The sequence below is a fragment of the Hoylesella buccalis ATCC 35310 genome (assembly GCF_000177075.1).
Classification (GTDB): domain Bacteria; phylum Bacteroidota; class Bacteroidia; order Bacteroidales; family Bacteroidaceae; genus Prevotella; species Prevotella buccalis.
Genome location: NZ_ADEG01000097.1, coordinates 1 through 13,819, shown reverse-complemented (window position 1 = coordinate 13,819; position 13,819 = coordinate 1). Strand labels below are relative to the sequence as shown.

Sequence of the window (13,819 nt, the reverse complement as noted above, 5' to 3'; positions counted from 1 at the left end):
CGTTCAATTCGTTGTTAAAACAAAAAAATATAATTGTTTTTGAAGACAAACGACCTTTGCAAATGAAAGGGGCATGGACGTGGACGAAATGAGAAGCATGAGGAACATTAACTGTGAATTTTCTTGACAACAAGGTGCGTCATAATTCGCTTATTCGCGAACAAAGAGACCAATCGTCGCAAATTCGCCCAAAATAAGACAGTTTTCAAATTGCGCTGACAATCAACATATTACAAGTAAACATCTGCACCAAGAACCTACTTATCGAGCCTTTGTGAGCCAAAAGCATTGCTATAAAGGTGAAATCTACATGCTTTTGCATGCCTAACCCATGCAAATTGGCCATCAAAACGATGCTTCTACGACGAGAAAAGTCGATATTTTTTTGGTAAAACTCGAGTTTTCAGAGGAAAAAGCCTGCTGCTTGCTTCCTGTTTGCCTATTGATTTTTTCCAGATGGCACATTTCCAAGTGCTGTTTTAGAGGCATCAAACAGATAAAATATTGAACAAATCTCCTACTACGAAGCAGCATTTTTCAACAACGAAAAACGCGAAAGTAACTAAAAACGTTGTATGATTTACCACAAAAACACCAAATGAAACACCACAAAAGTTTATGATGAAATGCCACAAAAGTTTATGATGAAACACCACAAAAGTTTATGATGAAACACCACAAAAGTTTATGATGAAACACCACAAAAGTTTATGATGAAACACCACAAAAGCTTATGATGAAATGCCACAAAAGCTTATGATGAAATGCCACAAAAGTTGATGATGAAACAGCGCAATTCATGGTTTTAGGCATCCAAAAATATCAGTTTTTTCTTGCAAATATAACTGAATATCAATAACTTTGCATACATAATCAATCACGGTTACAATATGAGTTATTCACATAGAATTGCAGACCTTCAACTGGCAGAGCATCTTGAGGCTTTTGGGGCAGTACTCATAGAGGGTCCTAAGTGGTGCGGGAAGACAACAACTGCACAACAAATGAGTAAAAGTGTCGTAAAAATGCAGGATCCGGAGATGCAGGAAGAATACGCTGCAACTGCCGCTTCAAAACCATCCTTGCTGTTGTTGGGTGAAACACCTCGCCTTATAGATGAGTGGCAGGACGCTCCTATACTTTGGGATGCTGTGCGCACAATGGTGGACGAGCGTCAGGTTCCAGGACAGTTTATTCTTACCGGATCTACCGTTGTTGACAGAAGTAAGATTCACCATTCTGGTACGGGTAGGATATCACGAATGAAGATGTTGCCAATGAGTCTATGGGAATCGGGAGAGTCGAACGGAAAAATCTCTCTTCAAGAATTGTTCGATAATAAAGACTTGGACATAGATGGCATTACTTCTGGCATGAAGATAGAAGACCTTATTTACGCAGCTTGTCGTGGCGGATGGCCTGCATTTCTTAACATGCAGAGTGATAAGGCGAAGTTGCTGATTGCACGCAACTATGTGGATGCCATCTGTAGAGACGATATCTCAAGAGTAGACGGCATACAAAGAGACGAACGGACTACTCGTGCCATATTACGTTCATACGCTCGTAACATTTCTACATTGGCAAAAAACACAGCATTATTAGCTGATGTAACGTCATCTGGGGAAGTGTCACTCACGATGAGCACGTTCTTAGATTATGTAGCATCCCTGAATAAATTGTTTGTTATTGACGACATTGATGCGTGGTGCCCTGCCGTTAGGAGCAAGACAGCAATTCGAAGTGGTATAAAGCGGGCTTTCGTAGACCCTTCCATTACAATTGCAGCTTTAGGACTTTCTCCTGAAGCATTAATGACTCAGCTCAAAACCTTTGGTTTCATCTTTGAACAGATGTGTGCGAGAGATCTTCGGGCTTACACGCCAGGCTTTGGCAATCATTTGTCATACTATCGTGACCGCTACGGACTGGAAGCCGACCTTGTGCTTCATCTCGACGATGGACGCTATGCGCTGATAGAATGTAAGCTTGGCAGCCGTGAAATAGAAGAAGGAGCCAAACATCTTTTGGAAATAAAACGTCTCGTTCAAGAGTATAATAAAACAGAAAAGCAGGTGCCGTTGCGCGAACCCGACTTGATGATTATCATGACAGGTGGCAGTATGGCTTACACACGCCCAGACGGAGTAAAAGTAATACCGCTTGCTTGTTTGAAAGATTAAAGGGCGGTTCATGAATGATATAAGCAAGGACATGGGTTATCAGGAATTCCTTGCAGGGATAAAAGAACTGCCAAAGGGTTCTTAAACAAATTCGTGAGAGAGCAGCGATAGGGATTTTCCCCTCACGGTTTAGGGAAAAACCTTTTCGTCCATGCGTGATAATCACTACATTTGCGATGTGATGAAGAATGAGAAACGGATGGATGGAAACAACGCATCGTTGCTGTTCTGTTATCCACAAGGACATCACAAGGACGTAAATATTCACAACATTAAAAATATTTCATGATGAAAAAGCTGATTATTTCCCTGATTTCCTTGTTTGTACTCACGGTGTCAGCCCAGGCCATGAGTTACAATCAAGCGCGTCGGCAGGCCCTGTTCCTGACGGACAAGATGGCTTACGAGCTGAACCTCACCGATGACCAATATGAGGCTGCATACGAGATTAACCTCGACTACCTGATGAGCATCGACCACTACGACGACCTGTACGGCCTCTACTGGGAGCGCCGCAACCTGGACTTGAGTTACATTCTGCTCGATTGGCAGTATCGCATGTACCGCGACGCCACCTATTTTTATCGCCCGCTTTATTGGAACGCAGGCTATTGGCACTTCGGTGTGTACGCCCGCTATCCATACCGTGACTACTTTTATTTTGGTACACCTCACTTTTACGCCGTGTACCGTGGAGGCCACAGCTGGCACTGCAACGGCAACCGATCGTGGTATTATGGTCGCGACTACGGTCCCAGACGAGGTTATGATGGGATAGGCATGCGCGATGGATACAATCGTGGGTATTATAACAACGGCAGCCGCTCGTTCGGCAACGGCCCGCGTCGCATTATCTCCACCTATGACAATTCGTCAAGAAGCTACGGCTCGAGTAGTAGTCGCCGCTACAACGCTGCACCCAACCGCAGTAGTAGCAGCTTTGGCAACCGACAGAGCAGCACGCGTACCACCGTTACCCAACCGGGTTCGTTCGGCAACGGCAGCCGAAGCGGAGGCAGCTTTGGACGTGACGAGTCGACAGGCGTTAGGTCGACCGTACCGAACCGTACGTTCACACCTGACCCATCCTCGCCATCCAGAAGTTCCTCACCAAGCCGGTCTTACAGCTCGCCATCGAGAAGCTATAGTCCACCGTCAAGGAGCTATTCTTCACCCAGCCGCTCTTACAGTTCGCCATCGAGAAGCTATAGTCCACCTTCCAGGAGCTATTCAGCACCCAGTCGTTCCTATAGTTCACCATCCAGAAGCTACAGTCCACCATCAAGGTCAGGTGGCAATTCGAGGGGAACACAAGGTGGCGGCAGAAGTTTTGGAGGCCGTAGGTGATTGATTCTTTTCCATAAAGACGTGATTATTCGCTGGGCTCTTACTTATTGAAGGTTCAGCACTCTCACTTCAGCGTTTTCCATTTTCTTGATCTCACTCATGGGTCGATGATGGAAAACACTCTGTATCGCCTTGTTGATGATGCCATGTCCCACGGCCAACACAGTTTGATGGGGGTAACGGCTGCTCATCTCTTCGAGAAACTGTCGGGCGCGATGCTTCATCTCTTCCAACGACTCTACATTCTCGGGAAAGGGTAAGTCTTTCAAATCGGGAATGTATCTGCCCGTAAAGTCACCCCAATCGCGCTCGCGCAGCAGCGGTGTTGTCTGCACCTTGATGCCGTGCGGTGCGGCTATCACCTCGCAGGTCTCCATGGCCCGATGCAAATCACTGGCCACAAACGCATCAACATGCAACAGCCTAAACCGTTCGCGCAGTTGTTCAGCCTGTCTGAGGCCAACCACATTGAGTCTGCCTTGCGTCTGTCCCTGCATGAGGTGGGCGGCATTGTCCACCGTTTCACCATGTCTGACCAAATACAATGTTGTCATAGATATGGAATATTAGGATACAAAAATACGAAAAGTATTGCATTTGTGGGAGATAGTTCGTACATTTGTAAACATATTACAAATCGTATGAAAACAGTACAAAACACATTCATCCGTGCGCTGGTGTCCATTATCATTGGCGCATTACTCATCCGTTACCGCGAAGAAACCGTTACATGGCTCACCATCCTCATTGGTGTGCTATTCTTGATTACCGGACTCATATCGTGTATCACCTACCTTATTGACCGCAAGCACCGCGACGACACCGTGGTGTTTGACGCCAACGGTCGGCAAATCTCCGGCTTCCGCCCCACCTTCCCCGTGGTGGGCATCGGCAGTATGGTGCTAGGTGCCGTACTGGCACTGATGCCTACCGTCTTTACAACTGGATTGGTGTACATCATCGCCGCCGTGCTTATATTGGGAGCCATCAACCAGTTTGTGGTGTTGGCGGCCATCAACCGCATCATCCGCGTACACATCATCTTCTGGCTGCTGCCCTGCGTGGTGCTTTTCATCGGTGGCATCGCCATCATAAAACCCCAATGGATAGCCCAGGCACCGCTCTTCGTCATTGGTTGGACGCTGGTGCTGTATGGTGTCATCGAGTGCATCGATGCCTTTAAGGTAATGTCGGTGAACCGAAAATACAAGCAAGCACCCACCAGCCCCACAGCGACAGATGCCGTTGAAACGACAGCCGAGCCTGTTGAATCTGCTGAATCTGTTGATGAAACTGCCGCCTCCATGGACAAACCAGCACTGCCAACCGATGCTGAACAAACAAATTTATAAGGCATCCGTTATATGTTGCACATGTTGTTGTATTAAAAAATGAAAGAAAAACCAACCTACCCTCACCCTAGGAAGACAAGTCCCATCGCATGGGTGCCTACACTGTATTTCGCCATGGGCATGCCCTTTGTGGTGCTCAACATGGTGACGTCGCTGATGTACAAAGGCATGGGTATCTCTGACACGCAAATCACCTTTTGGACAGGACTGATTATGCTGCCTTGGACATTGAAGCCCATCTGGAGTCCATTCCTTGAAATCTACAAGACCAAGAAGTTTTTTGTGGTGCTTACCCAGTTGCTTTGTGGCTTGATGTTTGCTTTGTTGGCTTTCGCCTTGAACCTTTCCGACTTCTTTGCCATCACCATTGGCATCCTGGCCGTGATTGCCATGAGCGGTGCCACACACGACATCGCCGCCGACGGAACGTATATGTCGGTGCTGTCTACCGAAGAACAAGCACGTTGGATAGGCTGGCAAGGTGCGTTTTACAACGTGGCGAAGATATTTGCCACGGGTGGGCTGGTGTATCTGGCGGGAATATTCATCAAGAGCTATGGCGTGACCAAGGCGTGGATGTTCATCATGCTCATCGTTGGTGTGACCATGCTGGCATTGGGATGCTACCACTTTTTCATCCTTCCAACTGACGGCAAACCGACCCAACACAAGAAGAGTGCCCGTGAGGTATGGACGGAGTTGTGGGCAGTGTTTGTGGAGTTCTTCCAAAAGAAACACATTACCTATTATATATGCTTCATCATCCTCTATCGGTTTGCCGAAGGATTTGTGATGAAGATTGTGCCGCTTTTCCTCAAAGCACCTGTTTCGGAGCAAGGATTAGGCATGACAGAGCAACAGATTGGTCTGTGCTATGGCACTGTGGGTGCTGCCGCCTTCGTGATTGGTTCTATCTTGGGCGGCTACTATATCGCTCATCGGGGATTGAAGAAGAGTCTGTTTTCGTTGGCCTTGGTATTCAACGTGCCATTTGTGGCGTATAACCTGTTGGCCATTTACCAACCACAAGACCTTATCTTCATAGGCAGTGCCATTGGACTGGAGTACTTTGGCTACGGATTCGGATTCGTGGGACTGACGCTCTTCATGATGCAACAAATCGCGCCAGGCAAGCATAAGATGTCACACTATGCCTTTGCCAGTGGCATTATGAACCTTGGCGTGATGTTGCCAGGCATGATGAGTGGTGCCGTGAGTGACGCATTGGGCTACCGACACTTCTTCGTGTTCGTGTTACTATGCACCATTCCCGCCTTACTCATCACTTGGTTTGTACCGTTTGGAGCCTCCACTAACCCCTCCGAAGGAGGGGAATAGATAGCCGAGAACTTTGAACTTTGAACTTTTTTTTAGAGAGGCTATCAACTGGTGAACTTGTAAACTATAGACTCGTCAACTAAAACTATCAACTCGTGAACTTGTAAACTAAAAACTCGTGAACTAAAAAAGTCTATCTACTCCCCTCCCTTTTGGGGAGGGGTAGGGGGAGAGGCTTCAACTCGTAAACTGAAATAACATTTCTATGTCCAAATTAATCATTCAAGGGCAACCTTTGCCCAACATGCCGTGGGAAGACCGTGCGGCAGATTGTAAAGAAGTCATGTGGCGTTGTTCGGCGAATCCCATTATTCCAAGGAATTTGCTACCCACCTCCAACAGTATTTTCAACAGTGCCGTAGTACCTTTCAAAGACGGCTACGCTGGTGTGTTCCGCTGTGATGACACCAACCGTAGAATGGTATTACACGTCGGTTTCAGCGATGACGGCGTGAAATGGAACATCAACGAAGAGCCGCTGCGTTTTGAATGCGACAACGAGGAGATTGGTGAATGGGTGTACGGTTACGACCCTCGCGTGTGCTTTATCGACGACCGTTACTACGTCACCTGGTGTAACGGCTATCATGGACCTACCATTGGCGTGGCCTACACGTTTGATTTCAAAACCTTCCACCAATTGGAAAATGCGTTCCTGCCCTACAATCGCAACGGTGTGATGTTCCCCAAGAAGATCAATGGCAACTTTGCCATGCTCAGTCGCCCGAGTGATACGGGACATACTCCTTTCGGAGACATCTTTTACAGCGAATCTCCCGACTTGGTATACTGGGGCAAGCATCGCCATGTGATGTCGCCTGCCGCCTTTGAGGTAAGTGCATGGCAGTGCATGAAGATAGGCGCCGGCCCCATCCCTATTGAGACATCCGAAGGTTGGCTGATGTTCTATCATGGCGTACTACGCTCGTGCAATGGCTATGTGTACAGCTTTGGCTCCGCCCTACTCGACTTGGAACAACCATGGAAGCCTATCTATCGTTCAGGTCCTTATCTCATCTCGCCACAAATGCAGTATGAACAGACTGGCGACGTACCTAACGTTTGTTTCCCCTGTGCCGAGGTGCATGACCCTAATACAGGTCGCGTAGCCGTTTACTATGGCTGTGCCGACACCGTTACGGGCTTAGCTTTTGGCTATATCCCCGAGATTATCGAGTTCACCAAGCGCACCAGCATCATTTAATAAAGACGAAAGATAAAAATGGGAAAGATGAAAGGAGAAGGCCATGCGCCTTTCCTATTTCATCTTTCCCATTTCACTTTTCCCTTTAACAACAGCGGGACGCGACGAATCACGCCCCATGCTTGAAAGATTGATACCTTAGTATCCGAAGATTTCCTTCAGCTTATCTGCCAACTTGGTACCGCGCAAGTCGTGCGCAACAATTTGTCCAGATGGATCAACCAGGATGTTCGACGGAATGGAATTGATACCATAAACCTGGGCGGCAGCACACTTCCAGCCTTTCAAGTCGGAGATGTTGTGCCAAGGCAATTGCAAGTCAGCGATGCCTTTCTTCCAAGCATCAGCCTTTGAGTCGAACGATACGCCCACCACGTCGAATCCCTTTGCCGCATGATAGCGCTTGTAGGCATCTACAACATTGGGCATCTCTTGTCGGCATGGGCCACACCAGCTGGCCCAAAAGTCAACCAACACATAGTTACCCTTGCCCACCCATTGGCTCAGTTTGGCAGGTTTGCCCTGTGTATCGTGCATAGCCAGGTCGGTATACTGCAAGCCTGGCCGACGCTTACCCAGCGAAACGAGCTGTCGTTTAGCCCCTTCCATCATAGGATGGTTGTAATAAGCGCAGGTATTGTCAAGTACAGATACCAGGTCGTTGTATGGCAGCGAATAAAACATCTGTCCTAAAAAGTACGCTGGAGCCACACTGGTTTTGTGCGTATTGGTGAATTTCAAGATGTCTTGCACCTGCTGCTCCTGCAATTGCTCCATCTGTTTCTCAAGCGTAGCCTTCTTGGTTTGCCCCTCAATGGTCTTGTCTGCGGCTATCTCTTGATATTTCTTGTAGATGTCCATCATTTTCTCATCCTGTTTGCTCTGCTGCTTTTGCAAGCCAACGAACTGTACATTCTGTGCTGATCCAGTGACACTCTGGTTGTTCAGGTTTACCGTGATGGGTGTGCGGTCGTTGATGACGGTGATGCTATGACTTGCATCGGTTGCCACGGTGATAAAGGTGTTCAGCGGTTTTGTTCCGTTAAGCTGAAATTTGCCGTTGCTGACCGTTGCACTGTCAGTTTTCCTGAACTGCCCATTGTCGTAATAATAAACCATCTTTGCGCCTGCCGGAGCAGTGCCGGTAATGACATATTCCGCATTTTGGGCTTGCATGGCGGTGGCTAACAGAGCCACTGCTGCTGTGAATAAGTACTTTTTCATTATGTTTTATACTATTGTTTATTTGAGGCAAAAATAATCGTTTTTTCCTTAAAAACAGCTCAATATCAGCAAAATTATGTAACTTTGCAAAAATTCAACAACAATTCAGTATTTCCAAATGAACCAGATGAGGGTCTGATGAAGGGCAATCTACGTGCTCAAAACATTTGGACATTACATTTTTATTCATCATAGAGTGCTTGACAAACCTCTTAAAAAACAAGAATTATGGAACAAAAACCTCAGCACGTTAGTGTGCTATTCATGCTTTTCAGCATCCTTTTTTGTGTTTGTCTGATTACGGCAAACGTGTTAGAAACCAAGCAAATCGCCGTGGGTCCCATCTCGTTGACTGGTGGACTCATCGTTTTTCCCATCTCGTACATCATCAACGACTGCGTATGTGAGGTGTGGGGTTATCGCAAGGCACGGCTACTCATCTGGACAGGGTTTGCCATGAACTTCTTCTTTGTGATGATGGCGGCACTGTGCGATTTGATTCCTGGAGCCAGCTATTGGACGTTAGGACAGAGCTTCCACGATATCTTCGGACTGGCTCCACGCATTGCGTTCGCCTCATTCATAGCCTTCTTGTGCGGTTCGTTCGTCAATGCTTACGTCATGAGCAAGATGAAAATCTCATCACAGGGCAAGAATTTCTCTGCCCGCGCCATCCTGAGTACCATCTTTGGTGAGAGTGTTGACTCGCTTATCTTTTTCCCCTTGGCCTTTTTCGGGGTGATACCTACCGCCGAAATCTTACCCCTGATGTTCTGGCAGGTATTATTCAAGACTGCTTACGAAATTCTGGTATTGCCCCTCACCATCCGCGTTGTCCACGCATTGAAGGCGCACGAGGGCGAGGACGTATACGATGAGGGGATTGACTACAACGTGCTACGCATCTTCAACATATAATATAAATAAGGTATAGACTTATGGAAAGTACAAGAAAAGAGGATGGCTTGAAAGCTTTGGGAGCGAAAACCAAGTACCAAATGGATTACGCACCCGAGGTGTTGGAAACCTTTCAGAACAAGCATCTCATGAACGATTATTGGGTACAGTTCAACTGTCCCGAGTTTACATCGCTGTGTCCCATCACCGGGCAGCCCGACTTTGCCGAGATACGCATCGCTTACATCCCCGGCGATCGTATGGTGGAGAGCAAGAGTCTGAAATTGTATCTATTCTCTTTTCGCAACCATGGCGACTTTCATGAAGACTGCGTGAACATCATCATGAAAGACCTCATCAAGCTGATGCAACCCAAATACATTGAGGTAACCGGCCTCTTCACACCTCGTGGTGGCATCAGCATCTATCCCTACGCCAACTATGGCCAACCAGGAACCAAGTACGAAGCCCTGGCCGAGCAACGCTTTGCGAACCATTAAATAACACAAATACATACCAGCTATGAGGAAAACACTAATTCTCTGTATGCTTCTCTTATTCGGTCTGTCAGCACAGGCCCAGACTCAGCACGCCCGCAAGAAGGTGGCTGTGGTGCTGAGTGGTGGCGGAGCCAAAGGCATGGCGCACATTGGAGCGCTGAAAGTGATAGAAGAAGCAGGCATCCCAGTGGACATTGTGACGGGAACATCCATGGGAAGCATCATCGGCGGGCTGTACTGCATAGGCTACGATGCACATTGCATGGACTCTATCGTCAGGCTGCAAGACTGGTCGCTCGTGCTGTCGGACAGGGTTGATGTAAGAAACCTCAACCTGAACAAAAGGAAAAAAGAAAATACTTATATGCTGAGCCGTGACATCCGGCTTGGCAAAAACAAGCGCACACGTCAGGGAGGTCTGATACAAGGAAAGAATCTTTCAAAGCTGTTTGCCCGGCTGGCCTTCAACTACCGCGACTCCATTGATTTCAACGACCTGCCCATCCCCTTTGCCTGCGTTGCCACAAACATCATAGACAATACAGAATACGTTTTCCACCGAGGTTCACTCACCGAGGCCATGCGCGCCAGCATGTCCATCCCAGGGGCATTCACCCCCATCAGGAAGGGCGACATGGTGCTGGTTGACGGTGGACTGCGCAACAACTATCCGGCAGACATCGCCCGCGAAATGGGAGCCGACATCGTGATTGGCGTCACCGTTCAGGAACCTCCAAAGACGGCAAGCGACTTCGACAAGGGTGCCAGCGTGATTGGACAGATTGTTGACATCAACTGTAAGAATAAGTATGATGAAAACATTGCCAAGACGGATATCCTCATCAGCACCGATACGAAAGGCTATGGTGCGGCCTCATTCTCAACCGCCGCCATCGACACCCTAATCAGGCGGGGCGAGGAAGCGGCCATGAAGCAATGGCCAAAGCTTGAGAAATTAAGAAAAGAATTGGGCATCGCACCCGGACAGAAACCTGAACACCTGGTCAAAAACAAGGTTGAGAGCCAGCCCGACAAGGTGAAAATAGCCGACATCGTGTACGAGGATGTCGACGAAGCTGATCAAAGATATATCGCACACAAGTTCAAGCTGAACAAGCGCGACAGCATACAAGTGAACCTATTGGACCAGATAGCCAACACGATGCGCGCCGACCTGTATTACAACGATGCCGACTGCTACATCACGCCAACGGAAAATGGCGAGCGTCTGCACATCGCCTCCAAGGGACAGAAAGACTCCAAAGCAAGTCTGGGGCTGCGGTTTGACACAGAAGAGTTGGTGGCTCTACAAGCCAACCTGGGGCTGTTTGTGCGGAGCAAGGCCATTCCCATGGCAGCCAACTTTACCCTGCGACTGGGCAAACGCACCATGGCCAATGCCGACTTTGCGCTGTATCCCAGCTCCTGGGGGAAAGTTAACGTATCCTATCAATTCCGCCATCAAGACATCAACATCTATAATGAGGGAACAAGAGACTTTAACCTCATCTACAACCAGCACACCGTGAGAGTGGTTCCGTTCGACTTCAACATCCGCAACTTCAACTGTCGCCTGGGCGGGCGCTATGACTTTTATCACCACGATGCCGTGCTGCAGGATGTAAAACGCGAGCGGTGGAATACCGATTTGAAGAACCTGCATCTCATTAGTTACCAAGGCGAGATAACCTTCAACTCGGAAAACCATTGGGATTTTCCATCCAGAGGAGCCAAGTTTGAGGCGGGTTACGGCTATTACACCGACAATTTCGTGGGCTATGACGACCATTCTGGATTCAGTATCGTGAACGCTATGTGGCGCATCTCGTTCCCACTGAACAATAGGCTCACACTGCAGCCGATGTTCTATGGCCGACTGATTGAGGGTACCAATGCACCATACGTCTTGCAAAACATCATCGGAGGCGATCGGTTCCACTACTTTTCCGACAGCCAGCACATGCCTTTTGCCGGCGTGGCCTACGTGGAACAGGTGAAAGATAAGTTTGTAGCGGCACAACTTAGGCTTCAGCAGCGCATCTTGGACAACAACTATGTCATCGCAAAGATATCAGGTTATCTGTCAGACGACAAGTTCGATGACCTGTTTGACCATGGTCCAAAGATTGGTTGTCAGGCAGCTTACTACTATAACAGCGTGTTGGGGCCGATTGGAGGCTCGATAGGATGGTCGAGTAAAACCAAGACACCCAATTACTACATCAATCTGGGCTTTGTTTTCTAAGCGAGATAAGATTTAAAAAGCCAGCCATCGACGACCGATGGCTGGCTTTTTTCGTTTCTCCATGTCTGTAAGGCAGCCCTACTGGCGGACTGCTAAATGAGCCTCATGTCCAGCTTGTTACACGCCTCGCGCATGTCTTCAGGCCAAATGCTGGCCTGTATCTCGCCGATATGGGCTTTCTGTAAAAGCACCATGCACAACCTACTTTGCCCAATGCCACCGCCAATACTCAATGGCAACTTGTCGTTGAGCAACTGCTGGTGGAAGTAAAGTTTCTGCCGCTCTTCCTGTCCCGAAAGCCGCAGCTGCCGCAGCAGACTTTCCTTGTCCACGCGGATTCCCATGGAAGAAAGTTCGATGGAACGCCCCAACACAGGATACCAGATGAGGATGTCGCCATTAAGTCCCGCCTGACCGCCATCGGTCACGGTAGACCAGTCGTCGTAGTCAGGAGCGCGCCCATCGTGTTTCTCGCCGTTGCTGAGCGTGCTTCCGATGCCAATGATAAACACTGCGCCATACTTTTCACAGATGGCATCTTCACGCTCTTTGGGTGAAAGGTCGGGATATTGCCGCAGCAAGTCCTCACTATGTATGAAGTGAATTTGCTCGGGGAGGAAAGGTTTGAGCTGCGGGTAGGTCTCGCAAGTGAGGTATTCGGTGCGAAGCAGCGCGGCATAGATGCGCTCAACCACATTTTTAAGGAACGAGAGTGTGCGCTGTTCGGGGGTAATAACCGCCTCCCAGTCCCACTGATCGACGTACAACGAATGCAGGTTGTCCAGTTCCTCGTCGGCTCTGATGGCGTTCATGTCGGTGTAGATGCCATAGCCAGGCTGAATATTGTACTCAGCCAGCGTCAGTCTTTTCCACTTGGCCAACGAGTGTACTACCTCTGCCTCAGCGTCTCCCAGATCCTTGATAGGAAAACTAACCGGACGTTCCACCCCATTGAGGTCGTCGTTGATGCCCAGTCCTTTGAGAACGAACAAGGGGGCGGTGACGCGCCTCAAACGCAATTCGGTGGAAAGGTTTTGTTGAAAAAAATCTTTTATCTGTTTAATGCCCCGCTCTGTCTGCTTCATGTCCAATAAAGCATGGTAGTGGGACGGTTTTATTAATTTACTCATCGTTGTATTTTCTAAAACATCATGTTTGGTTTGACACGTCACCTTTTGGTTGCTGACGTGTCTGCAAAGATAGACGTTATATCAATCATACACAAGTATTCAGGACAACAATAACACAAAAAGATACTATTTACGCATTTTTAATGACCATTTGTATGAATTAAGCGAATGATGGTCACGATGGTTGTCGCTAATGATTTTTCTTGACATCCAACCTCTCCATATTTCGTTTATTTTCAACGAATCAGTCACATGGTCGCAAATTCGCCCAAAATAAGCAAACAACGCATCTCACTAACAATCAATGATTTACATTTAGCCTACGGCATAACCAGTGTATTATTCAAGTGTTTTTTAGCCAAAAGCATTGCTTTAAGAATGAAATATGCATGCTTTTAA

At 47.9% G+C, this 13,819-nt stretch carries 11 protein-coding genes; 8 read left to right on the top strand and 3 right to left on the bottom strand.

From position 1 onward, the window contains the following. Window positions 1-890 precede the first annotated feature (890 nt). Window positions 891-2,183, top strand: coding sequence for an ATP-binding protein (locus HMPREF0650_RS11065; protein ID WP_004350819.1), 1,293 nt, complete (start codon window positions 891-893; stop codon window positions 2,181-2,183). Between the two features lie 288 nt (window positions 2,184-2,471). Further along, window positions 2,472-3,530 carry a hypothetical protein gene (locus HMPREF0650_RS11060; protein WP_040563270.1) on the top strand — a complete coding sequence of 353 codons (1,059 nt, stop codon included), beginning with the start codon at window positions 2,472-2,474 and terminating at the stop codon, window positions 3,528-3,530. A 44-nt stretch (window positions 3,531-3,574) separates the two neighbouring features. On the opposite strand, the gene HMPREF0650_RS11055 is transcribed toward HMPREF0650_RS11060, so the two are convergent. Then, complete coding sequence (locus HMPREF0650_RS11055; protein WP_004350814.1) at window positions 3,575-4,084, bottom strand: histidine phosphatase family protein; 510 nt, start codon at window positions 4,082-4,084, stop codon at window positions 3,575-3,577. A gap of 87 nt (window positions 4,085-4,171) precedes the next feature. Between HMPREF0650_RS11055 and HMPREF0650_RS11050 the strand changes: the two genes are divergently transcribed. From HMPREF0650_RS11050 to HMPREF0650_RS11040, 3 genes are all read left to right on the top strand, one after another. Continuing rightward, window positions 4,172-4,882: an HdeD family acid-resistance protein gene (locus tag HMPREF0650_RS11050; protein ID WP_004350812.1), complete on the top strand. Its 711-nt coding sequence runs from the start codon at window positions 4,172-4,174 to the stop codon at window positions 4,880-4,882. Window positions 4,883-4,921: 39 nt separating this feature from the next. Further along, window positions 4,922-6,220: an MFS transporter gene (locus tag HMPREF0650_RS11045; protein ID WP_004350810.1), complete on the top strand. Its 1,299-nt coding sequence runs from the start codon at window positions 4,922-4,924 to the stop codon at window positions 6,218-6,220. Between the two features lie 205 nt (window positions 6,221-6,425). After that, on the top strand, window positions 6,426-7,424 hold the full coding sequence (locus HMPREF0650_RS11040) for a glycoside hydrolase family 130 protein (protein WP_004350808.1): 999 nt from the start codon (window positions 6,426-6,428) through the stop codon (window positions 7,422-7,424). A gap of 138 nt (window positions 7,425-7,562) precedes the next feature. On the opposite strand, the gene HMPREF0650_RS11035 is transcribed toward HMPREF0650_RS11040, so the two are convergent. Then, window positions 7,563-8,648 (bottom strand): TlpA disulfide reductase family protein, encoded by a 1,086-nt coding sequence (locus tag HMPREF0650_RS11035; protein WP_004350806.1) that lies wholly within the window; start codon window positions 8,646-8,648, stop codon window positions 7,563-7,565. Between the two features lie 228 nt (window positions 8,649-8,876). On the opposite strand from HMPREF0650_RS11035, the gene HMPREF0650_RS11030 reads away from it, so the two are divergent. Genes HMPREF0650_RS11030 through HMPREF0650_RS11020 form a run of 3 tightly spaced genes read left to right on the top strand, consistent with a single transcriptional unit; the run spans window position 8,877 to window position 12,290 of the window. Continuing rightward, window positions 8,877-9,566 (top strand): queuosine precursor transporter, encoded by a 690-nt coding sequence (locus HMPREF0650_RS11030; RefSeq protein ID WP_004350805.1) that lies wholly within the window; start codon window positions 8,877-8,879, stop codon window positions 9,564-9,566. Window positions 9,567-9,586: 20 nt separating this feature from the next. Next, window positions 9,587-10,045, top strand: coding sequence for a preQ(1) synthase (queF, locus tag HMPREF0650_RS11025; protein WP_004350803.1), 459 nt, complete (start codon window positions 9,587-9,589; stop codon window positions 10,043-10,045). Window positions 10,046-10,067: 22 nt separating this feature from the next. Beyond that, window positions 10,068-12,290, top strand: a complete 2,223-nt coding sequence (locus HMPREF0650_RS11020) for a patatin-like phospholipase family protein (protein WP_040563269.1) — start codon at window positions 10,068-10,070, stop codon at window positions 12,288-12,290. 92 nt (window positions 12,291-12,382) lie between these two features. On the opposite strand, the gene asnA is transcribed toward HMPREF0650_RS11020, so the two are convergent. After that, window positions 12,383-13,420 carry an aspartate--ammonia ligase gene (gene asnA, locus HMPREF0650_RS11015; RefSeq protein WP_004350799.1) on the bottom strand — a complete coding sequence of 346 codons (1,038 nt, stop codon included), beginning with the start codon at window positions 13,418-13,420 and terminating at the stop codon, window positions 12,383-12,385. Window positions 13,421-13,819 lie beyond the last annotated feature (399 nt).